This window comes from Saprospiraceae bacterium (assembly GCA_016717265.1).
In the GTDB taxonomy this organism is placed as follows: Bacteria; Bacteroidota; Bacteroidia; order Chitinophagales; family Saprospiraceae; genus Vicinibacter.
Genome location: JADKFX010000001.1, coordinates 3,023,954 through 3,044,052, shown reverse-complemented (window position 1 = coordinate 3,044,052; position 20,099 = coordinate 3,023,954). Strand labels below are relative to the sequence as shown.

The following is a 20,099-nucleotide window of genomic DNA, read 5'->3' as shown; positions in this document are numbered from 1 at the left end:
TTGACCAACTTACCATAAAAGGCAGAATCTTATTTTGTCCTTGATTGTACTTTCTATAAGAAGGTTTAAATTTGGAGCGTAAGAATAGAATTATGAATTGAGGTTGCCGATTGATATCTAATGCGTAGCGAGTATTTTTCTACCAAAGTTTATTGTTCCACATTATAGTGAAACTTAGATTCATTTAATAAAAGAATCTCCTTAAAGCAACAGCGAAAAATACTCGCCACACACTGTATTCCGAACGGATACCTGATTATTAAAAGAAAAGCTATTTCTTGCTCCCAAGCTTTTTAACCTGACCCAAGAGTTATTCTAAAAATTCAGAATTTTATGCTAGATTTAATTTAAGGAATCCATTTTGTTTTTGGTCCTTAAATTTAAACGGAGTCTCTTGGGAATAGCATTATTAAAACCAATATTTTAAACATTGAATTCTGCAGTAAATCCTATGTATAAGGATTGCCATAAAGTTTTACTTTTAATCTGCAAGTTCATTTTTCTTCTTATGCTTCCAAAAATAATATACGGGTATTCCTAATGCGACGATGATTAATCCTGGAAAGGAGTACATCGGTTTTTCTATCAATAGATTTACACAAAATAGTGTTGCAAGAATAATATATAAGGCAGGAACAAATGGATAGCCCCAGGCTTTATAAGGCCTGTTAAGTTCGGGTTTATTTTTTCTTAAAATGAAAAGTCCTACAATGGTAATAATTGCAAAAAACATAACTGCAAACATCACATAATCCAGAAGATTTCCATATTTACCGGATAAACAAAGTATAGACGACCAAAAAAATTGAATCCACAATGCATTGCCGGGTACTCCATATTGGTTATTATCTTTCATTTTACTGAAGAATAATCCATCTTGAGCCATAGCTTGATACACTCTAGCACTTGCGAATATAATTCCATTATTACAACCAAACGTTGAGATCATAATTAACACAGCCATTATAATAATTGCGGTCTGACCAAACATCATAGATGCGGCCGCTGTACCAACCCGATTGTCAGTGGCAAACTGAATGCCTTTAGACATTGCATCTGTACCATCTGGAGAACCATAAAATGGCAGCAAAAACAAATAAGCAACGTTTGCTAATATATAAAGCGAAACAACAATTAAAACCCCAAAAAATAGACTCTTTGGTAAATTCTTTTCTGGTTTTTCCATTTCACCAGCAATAAAGGTGACATTATTCCAGGCATCACAAGAAAATAATGAGCCTACTAAAGCTACGCCAATTGCTGACCATAATGCAGCCCCTCCTAATACATGGATTATATACTTGCCATCAATATCCGTAGTATAGCTCGGACTTAAATTCCAAAATTGATTATAATTGGATTGCCATACATCCCAGTTTCCATAAATAAAAATTCCTAATACAATTAAGCCTAATAAAGAAAGTAATTTAGCAAAAGTAAAAACCCTTAATATAATCTTGCCATATTGAAGTCCGCGACTATTGACATACGTTAATAAACCTATTACAGCAATCCCTAATAGCTGCGTAGATTTTATAGATAAAAAGCCTAAATCTAATAAGACATGATCTTCATTAAATATCGGAACCAGCTCTCCGAAGTATGAGGCGAACGCAACCGCAACAGCAGCAATGGTGCCACATTGAACCACCAGAAATACAGTCCAACCATAAAGAAAGCCTGTTAGTGGGTTGAAAGCTTCTTTTAAAAACACATAAGGACCTCCGGCTTTTGGAAACATTGCAGCTAATTCTCCCAAACTTAATGCCCCTAATATTGTAATAATACCAGCGAGTGCCCAAATCAGCAATAGCCACCCCGGACCGCCAACGGTACGTGCCATATCTGCACTCACCCTGAATATACCAGATCCGATCATTGAACCAGATACAATCAGGATTGCATCCAATAAAGTAAGTTTAGCTTTCATGCTGTTTGAATTTGGTATAAATATAGAGGAAGAAATGGAATGCACTGTGCATTTTTCGAATCCCAGTTTTCGCATATGACAAGCGCAATCAATTCGAACCTAAAATTTGAATTGTAGGCGTTGAAAGGCTTAAAGCTTTAACAATAAAGTATTAGATTTTTTAGGAAAAGGAGAAGGAAAATTTAAAGGAACAATTTCTTTATTCTTTGTTCAATGCCAAGACCATTTTAACTTTAAGATTCACCCCGATCTGTAATACATCTACCAAATCCTGTACAGGCATTCCTTGATCAATTCTGATAACACAAGTTAAATCTGGAACTTTGATGAGATAGGTTTTCAAAGTAGCTTGAATCTGGTTGTATGCTACTTCTTTACTTTCAATATAATATCTTTTATCAGGGGTGACAGAAATACTAATTGGTTTTGTATTTGTTTGTTCGGTTGCTTTTGAAGAAGGAAGCATGAGTTTAATTACATTCGGATTCGCCAATGTAGAAACAATCAAGAAAAACAATAATAAGAAGAACATGATGTCATTCAGTGATTCAACACTTAATTCAGCTGTTTCCCTTCTTCTTCCGCGTATATTCATGTCAACAGATTAGGATGATTATTTTACTGGAGAGTGGAGGATATCCATAAATTCAATACTTCTTTTTTCTAGTTTATTTACCAATTCATCTAACATCATGGTTAAGAAGTAATATCCTAAAAATGCTACAATACCTACTAATAATCCACCCGCAGAGGTCATCATTTTTTGATAAAGACCTCCGGATATAACACCAATTGAAAGACTATCTGTTAAGGAGATATCATAGAATATTTTAATTACCCCCATAATGGTTCCTAAGAAACCAAACATTGGAGCAACTCTGGCAATTAAGGAAAGGTAGGTAACTTTTTTCTCTAAACGGAAGGTTTCAACCCGGCCTACATTTTCTATGGCAGATTCTATTTCAGGCATTGGACGGCCTAATCGGGATAATCCTTTCTCAACCATTCGGGCAAGTGGAGTTTCACTACTCGCACAAATACTTTGAATAGTTTGGATATTACCACTTCCAATATTGGATCTCAAATTCTGCATTACCCGTTCGTCTTCTTTCGCTAAAGATTTAAAGGTTAAATACCGCTCTACGAACACATATACAGCAATAAAAGATAATAAAACCTGAATAGAAATAATAGCAACACCTAAGGGACCACTAGACAATATAATGTCTATGATACTTTTCTTAGCAACTTCTTCTCCAGCAGTTTCGGCAGCTTTTGCTACCCACATTATGGTTGATAAAAACATATTATATTTTGCTTATAACTATTAATCGTAAAAACTTATTAAATTGGTATAAATTAAAGAAACATTCCTCTTTTTATTCCATTAAGGGCACAAATGTACATATTTTATATATAAAATACAATTAATGTGTTTTATGAATAAAGTGATTTTGAATAAAAAAGGCCATCTTCTGATGGCCTTCCTATTTAATTTTAATAAATTATTATGCGTTTGGAATTGTAAGCTGCTGACCAGGATGAATCACATCTGGGTCTTTAAGTATATCTTTATTCGCCTGGAAGATTTTATTGTAAGCGGAAGCGTTGTCGTAATAATGTTTTGCAATTTTACTAAGGCTTTCACCTGATTTTACAGTATGTTTTGCATAATAATCTGTATTAGCAACTGAAATATCAGCAACTAAATCTGTTGGATTTGCACCACCAACTTCTTTGATTTTATCCCATAATTGGTCTTTTTCATATTGTGTTTCAGCGGTTCCCCAAACTTTAAGGACTCCATCTGCTTCGGAAACATTGCCTCCTTTTATGCCCAATGATTCCCCTAAATCTAAAACTGAACGATATTTGTCTTGTAAACTCATTTTATTTGATTTTAGTGAAAGAAAAAAAAGTAACAAGTTTATAATGCAAAAATCAAATAAAAAGTTCAATTCAAGTCAAATATGTTTTATGAATCTATATTTGCAGTCCAAATCAAACTAAATTGGGGATGTAGCTCAGTTGGCTAGAGCACTTGCATGGCATGCAAGGGGTCAGGGGTTCGAGTCCCCTTATCTCCACTTAAATTACCGATTATCTTTAGTTATCTTGTTGTGGAATTAGATTGCAACAAATTTGATAAATTAATCTTAAGCCAACACTAGATTTGTACCAATCAGTAATATTGAAATTGGATTCATTAGGGGTCAACGTCTATTTGGATTCTTAATGACCCAAATCCTTGCTTGGATTTTAACTCTTGACTAAGTCTTAAAATATCGGATTTTACCTGATGTATAAATCCAGAATCTTTTTCAATCTTAATTAATAATTCTCTTACATAAGAACCTTTAATTCTTGATAAATGAGGTTCCGCAGGTCCAATAATCCGCTTTCCATATGTGTTGCGTAATTCCTTGGCCATCCATTCTATACCATCTTCAAGTACTTGGATCTTAAGATGCAAAATTTGAATTTTAATCAAACGGACATACGGAGGATATTTAAATTTTTTTCGTTCAAATAACTCAGATTGATAAAAACTTTGATGATCATGTTGGATTACTTGTTGAATCACCGGATGATAAATATTATAACCTTGTATTAAAACAAGCCCTCGATCTTTTCTTCGGCCAGCTCTTCCACTAACCTGAGTAAATAACTGAAAGGCCCGTTCTTGAGCTCTAAAATCAGGATACATTAGAATCTGGTCGGCTTGCAATATTCCGACAAGGCCCACATGATCAAAATCTAATCCTTTCGTAATCATTTGTGTTCCTACTAAAATGTCAATTTCCTTTTCTTGAAATGATTCAATAATATTTTGTTGAATTTTTCGACTCCGGGCAATGTCTAAATCTAATCTTTTAATGACAATTTCAGGAAAAAAAATGTGCAATTCTTCTTCAATTTTTTCAGTTCCAAAACCCAGAATTCGCAAGGTTGACTGCCCGCAATCTGGGCACCGTGTTGGAATCGGTTTTTGATTACCGCAGATATGACATTTAATTATGTCTTGTAGTTTATGTAAAGTCATTCGAACGTCACAACGATCACAGGTAGCTTCCCAACTGCAATTACTGCATTGAATTAATGGACTATAACCTCTTCGATTTCGGAAAATGATAATTTGTTTTTTAAGTTCGAGTTGTACTTTGATTGCATCCAATAATTGTTGTGTAAAAAAACCTTTTAACTTGCCAAACTGGCTGGCTTCTTTCATGGATACCGGGATCATTTCCGGCAACACACTATCCCCAAATCTGCTTTCCAATTTACAGATTTCGTATTTTCCTTGTTGTGCATTATAATAGGATTCTAACGAAGGCGTTGCAGATCCTAATAAAACATTAGCCTTAAATAATTTTGACAAGACCATGCTTGCATCTCTTGCCTGATATCTGGGTGCTGGATCCGTTTGCTTGTATGAAACATCATGTTCTTCATCAATAATTATTAAGCCGATATTACAAAATGGCAAAAAAATGGAAGACCGGGCCCCTATAAAAACTCGATTCTGTGTGAGCGCTGCATTCCATACTGCAGCCTTAGATTTTATACTTAAATCAGAATGGTATTCTAATAAATTATCACCAAGATATTTTTTAATTCGCAATACTAATTGGGAAGTTAATGCAATCTCTGGTACAAGATAAAGTACTTGTTTATTTTGTTGGAGGCAATCTTTTATTAATTTTAAATAAATGATAGTTTTACCACTTCCAGTAATGCCATGAAACAAAACAGTGGATTGCTTTTTCCAAAAAGTTTTAATTTCCTGATAACTGATTTCCTGTTCTCGACTTAATTGAATTGTTGGGACTTCTGAAGAAATATTGGGATATTCATAACGATCTAAAACACATTCTTCATAAATGCCTTTTTTAAGCATTGCATCGGTTACACTCGTTTCAGTAGTACTTATTTTTTGTAAATCTTTACGTTGTATCCAGCTAAAATCTTTTTTTTGTTGTAAATAAGTTAATAATGAGCGTGTTTGTTTTTCTGATCGCTGAACCTGATCTAGAACTTCATGAAAAGATATTTTATTAACGTGATGATTGCTATGGATCCGGATCCAGGAAGTTGTAGCGATGCTAGCTTTGTCTTCAAGTCTTTCCCGAACAGCAATCCACCTATGGTTAACCATCTGATTTATTAATTTCAAAACAGATTTTTTTTGTAATATGGTTTGGACTTCTGAAATACTTAATTCGTTGCGAATTTCCAAGGCTTCTAATATCATATAACAGTCATCATCCAGATCCATAGGATAATTTGATTCTTCCAGGATCTTATAAAGCATGGTTTCACTTTGCAATTTGAAACTAGCCGGCAATGCTGCAGACATTACATCCCCAAGATTGCAGACATAATATGAACTCATCCAATCCCAAAATTCAAATTGTTTTGAAGTGATGATGGGTTCCTGATCGATGATGGAAATAATAGTTTTTGTTTTTGACCAATGTGTTTTATCATGAATGGCTTTAACTAAAGCAGCGTAATGTTTTCGTTTTCCAAATTCTACCTCAACACGACATCCAATTTTAATTTGATCTTTGAATATTTCAGGAATTTCATAGGTAAATGTCCCTGCTAACGAAAGAGGTAATATCAGTTCGGCATATGTTTTAGGGGTAGTGGAATCCATGGAATGATTTATCTTTTATTTTTTAAAAGCAAAAAATACAGCAGCAATTAAAAACACAGCACTTATTAAATGATTCAATCGAAAGGTTTCTTGTTTAAAAAAGAGAAATGCAAAAACAAAGAATACAACTAATGTTATTGCTTCCTGTAAAACTTTTAATTGAATTAAACTAAAGGGTCCATCATTTCCAATATAGCCTAACCGGTTCGCTGGAACCTGAATGCAGTATTCAAAAAATGCAATACCCCAACTAATTATAATAATTTGAAATAGTCCAAAATTTTGACTCCAGGAAGAATCTTTAAATTTTAAATGTCCATACCATGCTAATGTCATAAATAGATTCGCTGAAATTAGCAAGAGGATGGTATTTAGAATTTTCACAAATTTGATTTTTTGCAAATATATTAAACTAAGGGCTAATATATTTTTCAGCTTTTTTATCATGAATTCAATTAATTCGAAGTTTTTAACGAGAATCTGATAGGTTTTTCTTAGTTTTGTCAGCCTACAAGGGCTATCTCTTCACCAATAATGAAAAATCAATTTCTTATCGTTTGTATGACTTTTTTTAGCATTTATGCTTGGGGTCAACCAACCTTGGAAGATTGTGCTAATGGACTGGACGATGACGGAGATGGATTTATTGATCTCAATGATTCAGATTGTAAATGCAAAGGAATTAAAGACACCTTGTTTGTACCTTCTTCCTTGATACCAAATCCTTCTTTTGAAGATTTTAATTGCTGCCCTTCTGGATTAGCTCAGTTATTTTGTTCTAAAAGTTGGATTCAAGCATCTTCTGCAACGTCTGATTATTTTCATACCTGTGGATTTAGACAGGATCCAATGCGGGGCAGTCCTCCACTGCCATTGCCTGCAGGAAATGGTTATGTTGGCTTTTTAGACCTTCAGACACATCCTGCTAGAAACGCTACCTATAAAGAGTATGTTGGTGCTTGTCTTACAAGTACCATGTTGGCAGGTAAAGATTATACCCTTTCTTTTTGGATAGGCTTTGGTAATCCTGGAAATTCCTATGGACCTCGCTTTAGTACGACCTTAGGGATCTATGGGACTTCTGCTTGTGGTAACCTTCCTTTTGGAGGAAACAATGGTTGGTTATGCCCTACAGCATATCCTAATTGGTTTGAACTTACAAGAGTTACAACAAGTGGCTCTAAAAAATGGGTTAAAGTAACCGTAAAATTAAAACCTACAAGAACCGTTGAAGCAATCGTAGTTGGACCACAATGCACCCGGGCAGATGGACAATATTATTATTTTATCGATGATTTAATTTTGGAAGAATCTGCCAAATTTGATTCTATTTATTTAGGAATTCAAGGAAATCCTTGTATTGATTCCGTCCAGCTGTCTTCGCCGCCAACTAAAATTACAAGAATAAAGTATCAATGGTATTTTAATGGCGCTGCAATTCCTGGGGCCGTTACACAAAATTTTCAAATTCCAAAGGGTCAGGAAGGTAAATATACTTTGCGTGCATCGGATGGAGCTGACTGTGAATTGAGCAATGTTTATACTTATAATATTGATACCTTATCATCCTTTCTTACCCAACAAATCTGCTTTGGGGAGTCCATAAAAATTGGAACTAATGTTTTTGATAAAACAGGAATTTACCGTGTGGTGATTCCTTCAGTATTTGGTTGTGATAGTATTGTACATTTAGATTTAACAGTTAATACGCCCGGACAAGCTTTACTCGATACAAGCATCTGTGAAAATCAAGTGATCGATATTCAAGGTGTTAGTTATGACTCAACGGGAGAATATCAGATTATTAGTCAAACTGCCCAGGGTTGTGATAGTCTAAGTATTTTGAAGTTAAATGTTGTTAAGCCTATTCAAACAATTACAGAAGCTTCCATTTGTGAAGGTGAAGTGTATAGAATTGCTTTGGATTCTTTTACAGTATCTGGCGATTATCCACTGCTTTACAAATCGCAGTTCGGTTGTGATAGTACAATGACCTTACATCTTCTTGTCAACAAACCAATATCGCAAGTTATAGATACTTCAATTTGTCAAGGTCAATCTATTCAATCTGGAGGTGTGCTTTATGATGTGGCTGGAAACTATGCTTTGCATTTAAAAAAGGCGGATGGATGCGACAGTTTGGTGACCTTAAATTTGAATATGAAACCAATTTATTTTACGAAGATCGATACAAGTTTTTGCGAAGGCAATCAAATTCAAATTGGTAATAAAATCTATAATAATACAGGTAACTATTTTCTGTCCTTAAATTCTTTTCAAGGTTGCGATAGTAATTTTCAAATTAGCTTGAATGTATTTCCTACACATCAATTGCAATTCGATACCGCAATCTGTGAAGGCGAATCATTAAATATTGGGAGTACAACTTTTAATCAAACTGGAAATTATACGGTGATTAGTAAGAATCAGTTTGGTTGCGATAGTATTTTTAAATTGGGCCTTACGGTACATTCAAAGTCTTTTACAAATGTTGATACGGCATTTTGTGATGGAGGAAAGTTGCGGCTTGGAGGGATTGATTATATGCAAGCCGGCACCTATGATCAAACTTATGTAAACAGATATCAATGTGATAGTTTAGTTCGGATTCATTTAATTCAAAACAAAACATACCAAACGATTATAGATACAGCAATTTGCAGTGGAAATACCTTTTTATTTAATAATATCGTGCGCAATAGTACTGGAATTTATCGTGCGGATCTTAAGTCTAACTTTGGTTGTGATAGTAGTATTGTATTAAATTTAGATGTGAAGCCAGTTTATAATACCAATATAGATACCGTGATTTGTTTTAATGGAAGTATTGCTATTAATGGAAATACAATAGACAGAGATACTTTGTTTCAACAACATTATTTTGCAATGAATGGTTGCGATAGTGTAATTAGGGTTTCGATAAAGAAGTCGTTGATTCCAAATATTGAAATAGAGAAAAAGGATATCAGTTGTTTTGGATTGTCGGATGGTTTTATTCAACTCCAGGTTAAAGGCAATGCAAATCCGTATACCTTCAAATGGTCGGATGGGAATTCAAATTCAAGCAGAGTCAGACTTTCAGCAGGTTTGTATAAATATACTGTTTTTGATAATCGGAATTGTTTTATAGAGCATGAAGTACTATTGAATTCACCATCTCCATTGCTCTTAGAAATTGAAACTAAAGATGCAAATTGTCTTGAACCTGAAAATGGAAAACTATTAATTAACAATTTGCAAGGTGGCATTAAACCCTATACTTTGACTATAGATGGACAATCGCGCACTGTAATTAATGTTGAAGAAATAATTTCAATAGGAAAGCATCAAATAATTCTGAGAGATTCAAATGGATGTGAGCAGATTGAAAATCTTCAAATTGATCCTCCATTCAGAGGTTCAACAAGTTTGAATCCTGATTCTTTATCAGTAATATTAGGAGATTCGGTTTGGTTAGAATTATTTGTAAGGGACATAGATTCTATTATAAGTATAATTTGGACCGGACCGGGTATAATAACATGTAAAAATTGTTTGCGTACTTCTGCTTTTATTACGCAGGAACAAGGTGTTTTTAAGGTAATGATTACGGATGTAAATGGTTGTGTTTATGAATCGTCTGTTTTTGTACAAAGTAAACAAAATTATTATGTACCGAATGTGTTTACACCAAATGGAGATGCGATCAATGATTATTTTAATATGTTTGCCGATCGCAGTATAGATAATATTGAAATACTCCGGATCTACGATCGTTGGGGTAATCAGGTATATGAATCAAAAAACTTTCCTCCCAATGGCACGGAAGGTGCTTGGAATGGAGAAGTAGGCAATCTAAAAGCAATACCTGGAGTGTATGTGTTTCTTTTTTTATTTAAGGATAAAGCCGGCAGGCCTCATAAATTGAGTGGAGATCTTACCTTGCTTAGATAAGCTTTTTGCCATATTACATGCAATTAATTATAGCAAACATTCATTTCTTGATAGGATGCTCATAAGTGCAATGTTTATCGAAAATTAAAGACCTTTGACATTTATCTTGAAGTAAATTTTGACCCTTTTAAATTTCGGGAGTATTACAGTATACAGCTAAAGCCGACTGAATGCACAATATTAAAATTCTTTATTGAATTCGTTTTTTTAACAACAAACTGTCGGGAGGAAATTGAGTTGCCAAATACTCCATTTGTGATTGTGCCCAGCTAGTTATAGTTACGCGTTGTGCATCTGTCATTTTTGCTTCTGGGTGTAAGCCTAAATATGTATAGGAAGGTAAAGGCATTTCTTTTTCTTTTACCATTTCTATGATTTCTTCAAATTTATGATTTTGTCTAGCTATAGATGCATTGGTAAATTTGGAAAAATTGAGTTTCTGTCGACCTTCATTAATATGATTTTGAAGCCACCATCCAACTGGTTGTATATAACTATACCAAGGATAATTAGCAGAATTACTATGGCAATTATTACATGCATTTTTTAAGATTTTGGAAACATCTTCTGGTATTTGGTATTTTGTATTCATGTGGTACGTCTCATCGGCTATAATTGTTTTATCAATTTGAATAAATTGTATTAATAGTAATGCAATTGCTAATCCGATTCCAATTTTTTTTAACATGCTGATGGTTTTAACTTTATCATTTTATACGAGCTAATATCTACAACTCTAATTGCAACGTTTTATCAAATTATTTTGTTTGAAAATAATAGATAAATTTAGCGCCTGTTGGATAAAGCTGTAAATACAATATTTCAAAGATACTACTTTAGTTTTAAGTATATTCTAAATTCAGTTAAGGAATAATTATATAATCCTTAGCTCAGTATTTGAAATATAAAGATAGAAGTTTGAATGTTGTTTTTAAAGTATTTTATATAGTGGGCTACCACCATCTTCTGAAATAGAATTCTTTTGTATACCCATTTGGAAGAATCAATGTAGCTGCATTATTGCAAGTCCCATCGCCAAAATCTATACTAAAAGCATTTGATTCAAAAGTTAAGTTGCTAATTCCTTTTACAATCCAAGGACAGGAAAATCTACTAATTAATGCTACAGTTGTACTTGTATTGAAAATTTTTCCGGAACGAGTCACACCAGAAGAAGTTCCCAGGATGGACCATTCATCATCACTTTTTAGATTAGGAGTATTGCTTCCTTCTAGTTGAGTTAAAGTTTGTAAAGCATTCCAACGAATTGTTTTACCTGTTGGAAATGATAATACTCTCCCAGTTACAGTCCGAAGGAACAGATTCTGTGATAGCGCATTTTGCCCTTGATTTGTTAAAATCACCATTCCTGTTATTTTGACATCGTCAATAAAAAAATCTTCATGACTTACAATCCTTTCAGCTCCTGTTGAAGTAATAGGCGCAGAAAGTTGGACTATTATTTTACCTTTTCTTATGCGTCCATTATTGCTGGTTACACCTGCTGTTCCATAGTCAATAGTAAGTATATTTGGATACGTTCCTTTTGTATTTGACCAGCTTCGGGTTGGAAATCCACGAGTCATTAAAGATTGCAAACCAGTTTCGATTTGTTCTGTTATTTCTAATTCATTGTCTTCTAGGAGCTCTTGTTGTGTTGTAAGATCTTCAGAAATAACTATAAATTCACTAATTACGAAGTCATCATCTTTCTTGCAAGCGCTCAAAAATATTAAAGCCATCATGAGGCAGAAGCCAAATTTTAAATTGTGTTTCATAAAATTTAAATTTTTTATTGAACGAGTAAATTTTCGCACAAGTATATAGACTATAACTTATACGTTCCGTTTAAACGGCATCCTCTTAAATTTTAAAACTAAGGTGTTAGTTAACTCAATGAATGTTTGTGGTTAAGCTAGCATTAGGGATTCAGAGTAGAGAAGTAAATTTCCCAGAATTTAAAGAATCAAGGCTGTGTAAGGATTTTATTATTTAATTAAATTAATATCCCCATATAATATTTTTTCATGTCCACCAGGAATTAATAGTCTAATATAATAAACAAAAACTCCAGGATTTAATTTTTCTTGGCTTAAAGAATTTCCATCCCAGCCACGATGATCTGCGATTGTCTTATTGTGTTCATAATATACTTGATTTCCCCAACGATCAAAAATTGCAAAATCCTGAATTTGTATCGCTGGATTTGAACTTATTACTTTAAAAAGATCATTAATGTTGTCTCCATTTGGCGAAAAAACATTGGGGACCCAACTGTTATCATCAATTTCAATTTTAACACTTATTTGAGCAAGTACAATGCAACCATTTTCATCTGTAATTTCAACCACGTAAATTGTGTTTGCAGATGGATTTATAATTGGGTTCAAACAATCGCTACAACTTAAACCTAGAACTGGGGACCAAACAATTTTTGCTGGTGAAAAGTTAGGATTAATAGAGATTGTATAACTGGAACCCGGTGGAATTATAAGTTCTGACTCATAAATTAATTCCAAATTTGAAAATTGTAAATCTATATTTATAATCGAATCGCAACCAGAGGATGTTGACAAATATTCAATTCCTTTTTTATTGTTTGCATTATAAGTCTTGCCGTTGATTAAAATGGATTCGTCTGGACACAAGGTATCTTTTATAAAACCTTGCTTATTTGGATTTAATAATAACTGAATCGTTAATATCGAATCACATCCATTTGTGGCGAAACCCTTTAAAGTATCAATAGCAGAACTAATGTTCTTATAATATGGTTTGCCATTTAGGTAAATGGTATCATTTTCACAAATCGTAGCTTGATAGAATCCTGAACTTCCATGTTTGAAAATTATATTGATACGCACGATACTGTCACAGCCACCCAGAGCCTGACCATATAATGTATCAATACCAGAAGCATTTGCTTGATTGTATGTCTTGCCATTAATTTGAATACTTTCATTTTCACAGATGGAACTTGTAGAAATGGAACTTACCACAGATTTAAAAAACAGGAGCACATTAACCATGCTATCACATCCGTTAACGGATCCATTTTTAATAATTTCTTGTCCACTGGATTTGTTTTTACTATAAACAGTACCATTAATCGTTACGCTTTGATTGCTGCACAATGTGGTTTGATAAGAACCGACCGCATCTTGAAAAAACTGAATTTGTATGTCCCGAATACTATCACAACCATTATAAGATTGACTTGGTAAGGTATCAAGAATTGCTTGTCGATTTTTATTGAAAACCGTGCCTGCTAATACGATGCTATCATTTTTACAAATTGTATTCCTGTAAATGAAAGTAGATGTTTTATTTAATTGAAATAAAATTTGGACGATACTATCACAACCAAGAACGGATGCATTTTTTAATGTATCGGTTCCAGTTAAATTGAGGGCATTATATGCTTTACCATTTACGATTACCGATTGACTTTCACATAGAGATCCGAAATAATTAAAATTACTTGTTGGGATGAATTTCAAATCAATATCGATGATACTATCGCAGCCATTCATACTTCCACCTATAATAATTTCCTGACCTTTTGGATTGTTTTGATCGTATATTCTATTATTAATGGTTATGGCTTCCGTCTCACATAATTGTTGATTTATAATACTTCTTGCATCTGGATAAAAACGCACTTCAATATCTGCAAGACTGTCGCATCCATTTGTAGCAGCATTTGGAAATCTTTCTGTTCCAGAAGGATTTAAATTATTGTAAATTGTATTTTGAATTTTCAAACTATCACCAGGACATAAAACAAAGGTGTTTTTTGAGGCAGTTGGAATTAAATTTATGGCAATGATGAAGTAGGTGTGGTCACTGCAAAATGCAGTGTCATTTCCATAAACAAACATCCACATACTTTGGCGAATAGTGTCTCCAGGATTGTATTGCGTTTTTGTGCCAAACGGTCCACTAAAATAGGAAGTTCTCGTTGCTGTGTTTTTTCCTGTAATGGGTGGAAGTATTACATAATCACAGCCTTGTAGTGAATGCCCAAGGATGGTATCAATGGTAATTTTAGGCAGTACATCAAGGGTGATCTGTGCAAGATCTTTCGGACAGGTTATACCATCGCCAGTTTCATAGTTTATGATGTATTGTCCGGTACTAGAAATTTGTGCATCCCAAAATCGGGTGGACAATGCACCGGTGTTTTTTAAATCTGAAAATATTCCTCCAGCATTATAATTTCGCAACAAGGTACTGAGATCTATCACTTCGTCTTCACAAATCGTTAAAGTGGTATCTAATCCAGCACTTAATTTTTGAACTATACTTACTTGAATGATTGCAGTATCTCCAGCACAAAATGAATTCCCATTTAATATGTATTGAAAATTAAATGTTTTTCCATTGTGTCCGGATGTATTAAAAATAGTTCCATTCAAACTACCAGAATTTGCAAGGTCAATAAAGTTTCCTCCGGCTTGCCCCTGAATCAAATAATTCAGGAGATCTACCTGGCTTCCTTCACAAACCGAAATCATTTGATCGAGTCCAGCATATGGGCCGTTTATGATATCCACTTTAAAACTATCTTGCTCTATACAATTTCCTTGTTGATCATAAAAATAGATGAGCGTATTTTTAAAGATAGTATCACCTGCATATAATACAGGCCCTTGATTTCCATAGCTTGAAAAGTAGGATGCCTGGGCAGTTAGTTGAAATCCATTAAATGGTTCTAAAACAAAATAGTTGCAAACGATGGTATCATTAGGTTTACTATATAAAGGGGATTTTATCGTATTTAAATAAACAATTACAGCCAAACTATTGCAGTTTCCATCGGATGTGATTGCATATAAAGTATCCTGATTACTAAAATAAGGACTCGAAACAATATTTGTAAAGAAACTATCTTTTGCAAAGATTACAGGTAACCCACTCCCAGCATTAATACTATCAATTAAAATACGCAAATCGAAATTTGTTTTTCCACTAGTATCAACGCACAATGTCATGCTCGCAGAATTTGCTGTGGGTCGTTTTACAGCTTCCAGAAGGATTGGAATTGCTTTTGATTTACAGGAGTCTTTATTTAAAAATGCATATATAGTATCTTTTCCGCTAATTGTAACGGGTGGTATTAATTGGTTTGTTTGTAGTGTATCATCATACCATTTTATTGAAATAGTGGTATCCCCTTTTTTAAGAAGATTGGATATATTGATTAGATCGAATATTGCCAAACCATTGCTATTGGCACAGGTTTTATCAGTTAAGTTTGGTATGCCGGTTAATGCATTAACATTTAAGTAAATCGGCAACACTTCAGAGCTGCATTTGGCATTAGACACAACTACATAAATTGTATCTGTTCCACTGTGATATGGAGGAATGATTTTCTTTGTGGTAATATCATCTTCATAAAATACAACGGTCACTCCTGTTTGGCCATTAATAATTTTTGGGATTAAATCTAAAAGTGTAAAAGTTGCTTTACCATCTGCTTCAGGACAAGCATTTGCTACTGCTGTATCCGCAGTGGGTGTTTTGAGCACAGTTAAAATGATAGCAACTGGTTTAGATTCGCATTTGCCATCAAACAGTGTAGCATAAATTGTTGTACTTGTTGTTAGAAAGGGAGAGCTAATAGGAATATTCTTATTCACATCTAAATAGAATTGTACTGTAGATGCAGTATTTCCATTTTGAATTATTCGTTCCAGATTATTTAAATCAAAACTAGCAAATCCACTACCATCATCACAAGCTTCATCAGATGCAGCTTTTGCAATTGGTAAGAGGAGGACTTTTAAATTTACTGCAACAAGATTTGAGTTACAAGTTCCATCCACAATTTTTGCATAAATGGTAGTATTCCCGGAAGTATAGGGAGAGTTAATTCGCATGGTGCCCGCCATATCTTTATAATATTCAACGGTGCCATTTGAACCTCCTAACACATCTGTATTTGCATCTTCCAAAATAAAGATGCTTTGACCATTCATTGTCTCGCAACTTTCTATGCTTGCAGGATTTGCTTTTGGACATTTTACAACGACGGTGATCCGTTCCGTAAATTCTTCCATACAGCAAAGAACATCTGGTTTTGGATTTACAATTCCAACAATTTCGTATGTTTTATCACACCAACTTGCAGGAATTGTATACATAAACGGGTCAACGGTACTTGTTGCAGGAGTGTAATTAGGTTGATTAAAAGATGGGGTAGCGCAACCGTTATTTACAATACTTCCTTCTGCCCAAAAGTCACCATTCCCAGTTAATGAACCGGGTATATCAAAGCTAGCATTTGTAGAGCAAGCACAACCCGTGATGGTCATAACTTGAGTTCGATTCCCCGGAGTGGCATCAAAATTTGAAAAGGCACCAATTGTACGGTCACAGGTACTTGCTGACACGTAGATTTTACAGGTGAGTCCGCACACGGAGGTAAAGTCATAATTTGTGAATGCAGTAGCGCTGGTGAAGACAACCCAAATTGCATTTGCTGGCAGGTCAAAATTAGCACCCACTGCGATTGGCGAGCAACCGCCAACCAGACCTGGATTGCCGGATGCAATTCCACAACCTCCCGGACCAATATCAGCATTTGAGCCTCCACCGGTATTGTTTTGGGGTGCAAAGTCAAAATTAAAATCTGAAGTATTTAGCCCACTTCCAGTCCAAATAATCATAAACTCATTTTTGGCTTCAGTTCCACAAGCATCGATCATAAAGCCTAATAAAACAGGGCATACCCGACATTTAGGATTTGGTGTAAGAATATTAGCACTTCCAATTTTAACACCCTGACCATTATAAGGGTTAAATCCTGCGTTTATGTCGGCAAAGTAATCGATCTTACCATTATGTGGGAGGTCACCTCCTTTTAAGCTGATTGTAATTTTGCCACCGGAACACAATTCACAAGATGGAATGCAATTGGGTATTGTATTCGTTTCTGTTATATCAGGGCATTGCGCAATGCAAAATAGGTGGAATGAACATAACAGAAGTATGTATACTACTCTCAAGCTGGTTAAATTAAACTGTTGTAAGTTACACAAAGATAGTGATTCAATGGATTTTGGGTAGCACAGGAATTCGAATTAATATTGATTTAAAATTGAAAAACAGGTGGTCGTATTGTATTTTGTGGAGATGCTTGTTGCAAAAAACAAGTGCTTTGATGCTGGGATTGTATATCGTCAGAATAATTTGAACTTATCATGAATGTGGTAGACAAGAAATGCTTAAAATTAAATTATTTGAATTATTATTAGCATGTAGGCAGCAATTTCATTAGATTTGATATCTACTTTAAAACATAAACCATGCTTAGAATTGCTGTTTTTCTGCTTTTAGGCTTTCAATTTTTATTTTTAAATACAACTAAATCCCAATGTACACCTCCAGCTGCAGAAGAGTGTGAGTGGTCAAGTGTTCTGTGTTCACTGGATGAATTAAATGGTTATGCATGCAATAATCCAAGCACGGTACCGAGCCCTTGTAATCCGTTGTGTTCTATGGGTGGGGTTGGGCATAATACGAGTTGGTGGGGATTTGTAACCCAAGGTGGGATGATTACTGTAACACTAAATATTGGAGCTTGCACCACCAACCAAGGATTGCAATTTGGAATTTGGGGTGACTGCAATTGCGGTGAAGAAGTTGCATGTGTATCTATTCCCTGTGTGCCGCCGGGTAGCTCTACAACTATTCAGGCTACGCTTGTACCTTGTAAGAACTATTATATATGGCTGGATGGTTGTAGCGGAGATATTTGTGACTTTACATTTAATACCTCAGGCGGTGGTCCACCAGTGCTAAAACCAATTGGCTTTATTAATAATCTACCTTCAAAATTAATTGATTCTATATGTGCAGGTGCTTGCAATTACCCATTTTATGTTGATCCTCAACCTGGAGGATGTAATCCTAATTATGTTTGGACTTTGGAAGGTAATGAAGTAGGGGGAAATTCAAATAAATTGAATTTGGACTTTCCTAATGTTGGAGATTTTAATATTTGTGTATCAGCTTTTATTGGAAATACTCAAAGTGGTTCTATTTGTTCTGCAGAAGGCCCGCAATGTATAAAAGTTAAAGTTAGGAATTTTGTCGAAAAAACAAATCAGATTCGCTATGTATGTTGGGAAGTTTTGAATGGAAATTCTACAAAAGATTCCAGCTGTGTGTATAAACCAGATGGAACCTACCGTTGTGAATTTGTAGATTCAACTTGCTGTAAACAAATAGAATCAGGAACCTATGTGGTTTTGGATGCACCAATACCAGCGGATGTATTTTATATAAGCTGTGATAATAAAGCTTATATTGATCCCAATGGGAATGCTCAAGCACCTTGTAAGGATCATTTTCAAATTAATTTACCAAATACAACCGAAAAATATAAATGCGATAGCTCCATTTTATTAACAGCTATCAATGTGGATTTTGCACCCAATTGGAGAGTGCAATGCTTAGGAGGAATGGTTGAAATATCTCCAAATATTAGTATTCTACTGCCCTGTAATGTAGGAGAAAGCTATGCTTTTGATTACAGGTGGTATAATAAAAACGATATTAACAAAAAGACCATAAGCACGGATGAAAGGCTTTTGGTATATTCAATAACACAAGATTATTGTGTGGAAGTGAATGTCAAGGTAGATCTTTTCGGTTCGTTTGCTTTATGTTCGAAAACATTTTGTGAAACATTTAAAGAAGAAGATTTAAAACCTATATGCTATCCTTTAATCGGAAATACAATAAATTGCTTTGAAGAACCAGGTATTTATTGGCTAGACAGTTTTGTACATGGTACCAAACCTGTTTTATTTACCTGGACTGTAGATGGCGGTATCATAACATCCCGACCTGACTCCAATGCAGTTATTGTGAAATGGCTATTGAACCCAAAAGATACGGGTAAAATTTGTTATTTCTATGAAACCGATTGTGGTATAAGTTGTGAAAAATGTATTACCATTTCGCTACCTATTTTTAATGCAGGTAGGGATTTTAAAAAATTAGGCTTAACTGCCAGTTTAAATGCGATTCCATATAAAAATAGTTTTTGGAAGTTGATCTCTGGTCCCGCAAATGCATTTATATATAAACAAACTGACCCAAAATCAAAAGTAAAGGTAAGTCAATATGGATATTATTGTTTTGAGTGGTCTGTAAACGATTCAACATGTATTTTTAAGGATACCGTTTGTGCTGATTTTTTTAAAATTTGGGTCCCACCAACAAAGCGCTTAGAAGATCGTACGGATTCTGATTTTGAATTTTCAATGGATCAATCTAATATACTAGCTCATTTGTTTACACCAAATTTAATTCGTTCAACGGCCAACTCGTTTATTGGTTTTGAAAATATAGTGGAGTCTCATTCAACAATTCAATATCGATGGATTGATATCTACGGAAAACAGATTTATCAAAATACTATTTACATGGAGCCGGGTGTTCAAAAATATACTTTGAATTCTCCAAAACATACTGGATTGTATTTCTTGATTTTCGAACAAGGAACCGATTATGTCGCCAGAAAAATTTGCGTAATTGAAAATTAAAGGCGAATAAAATCTG

General features: G+C 34.3%; 11 protein-coding genes and 1 tRNA gene. 3 read left to right on the top strand and 9 right to left on the bottom strand.

What is annotated here, in order from left to right:
* Positions 1–481 precede the first annotated feature (481 nt).
* From IPO86_11900 to IPO86_11885, 4 genes are all read right to left on the bottom strand, one after another.
* Positions 482–1,930, bottom strand: a complete 1,449-nt coding sequence (locus IPO86_11900) for an amino acid permease (GenBank protein MBK9728808.1) — start codon at positions 1,928–1,930, stop codon at positions 482–484.
* 199 nt (positions 1,931–2,129) lie between these two features.
* Positions 2,130–2,525: a biopolymer transporter ExbD gene (locus IPO86_11895; protein ID MBK9728807.1), complete on the bottom strand. Its 396-nt coding sequence runs from the start codon at positions 2,523–2,525 to the stop codon at positions 2,130–2,132.
* 18 nt (positions 2,526–2,543) lie between these two features.
* Positions 2,544–3,236 (bottom strand): MotA/TolQ/ExbB proton channel family protein, encoded by a 693-nt coding sequence (locus IPO86_11890; protein MBK9728806.1) that lies wholly within the window; start codon positions 3,234–3,236, stop codon positions 2,544–2,546.
* A 202-nt stretch (positions 3,237–3,438) separates the two neighbouring features.
* Positions 3,439–3,819, bottom strand: coding sequence for a LysM peptidoglycan-binding domain-containing protein (locus IPO86_11885; protein MBK9728805.1), 381 nt, complete (start codon positions 3,817–3,819; stop codon positions 3,439–3,441).
* A gap of 124 nt (positions 3,820–3,943) precedes the next feature.
* Between IPO86_11885 and IPO86_11880 the strand changes: the two genes are divergently transcribed.
* Positions 3,944–4,017 (top strand) — tRNA-Ala (locus IPO86_11880).
* Positions 4,018–4,136: 119 nt separating this feature from the next.
* Here the strand turns inward: IPO86_11880 and priA are convergent.
* Both priA and IPO86_11870 read right to left on the bottom strand, forming a co-directional pair.
* Complete coding sequence (gene priA, locus IPO86_11875; GenBank protein MBK9728804.1) at positions 4,137–6,590, bottom strand: primosomal protein N'; 2,454 nt, start codon at positions 6,588–6,590, stop codon at positions 4,137–4,139.
* Between the two features lie 15 nt (positions 6,591–6,605).
* Complete coding sequence (locus IPO86_11870; GenBank protein MBK9728803.1) at positions 6,606–6,974, bottom strand: DMT family protein; 369 nt, start codon at positions 6,972–6,974, stop codon at positions 6,606–6,608.
* Between the two features lie 150 nt (positions 6,975–7,124).
* On the opposite strand from IPO86_11870, the gene IPO86_11865 reads away from it, so the two are divergent.
* Positions 7,125–10,523: a gliding motility-associated C-terminal domain-containing protein gene (locus IPO86_11865; protein MBK9728802.1), complete on the top strand. Its 3,399-nt coding sequence runs from the start codon at positions 7,125–7,127 to the stop codon at positions 10,521–10,523.
* 190 nt (positions 10,524–10,713) lie between these two features.
* Here IPO86_11865 and IPO86_11860 read toward each other — a convergent pair whose 3' ends face one another.
* The 3 genes from IPO86_11860 to IPO86_11850 form a co-directional block, all read right to left on the bottom strand.
* Entirely contained in the window at positions 10,714–11,211 is a 498-nt protein-coding gene (locus IPO86_11860; protein MBK9728801.1) for a heme-binding domain-containing protein, read from the bottom strand.
* A 265-nt stretch (positions 11,212–11,476) separates the two neighbouring features.
* Positions 11,477–12,301, bottom strand: a complete 825-nt coding sequence (locus tag IPO86_11855) for a hypothetical protein (GenBank protein MBK9728800.1) — start codon at positions 12,299–12,301, stop codon at positions 11,477–11,479.
* A 210-nt stretch (positions 12,302–12,511) separates the two neighbouring features.
* Positions 12,512–17,536, bottom strand: a complete 5,025-nt coding sequence (locus IPO86_11850) for a gliding motility-associated C-terminal domain-containing protein (protein MBK9728799.1) — start codon at positions 17,534–17,536, stop codon at positions 12,512–12,514.
* A gap of 300 nt (positions 17,537–17,836) precedes the next feature.
* On the opposite strand from IPO86_11850, the gene IPO86_11845 reads away from it, so the two are divergent.
* Positions 17,837–20,083, top strand: coding sequence for a hypothetical protein (locus tag IPO86_11845; protein MBK9728798.1), 2,247 nt, complete (start codon positions 17,837–17,839; stop codon positions 20,081–20,083).
* Positions 20,084–20,099 lie beyond the last annotated feature (16 nt).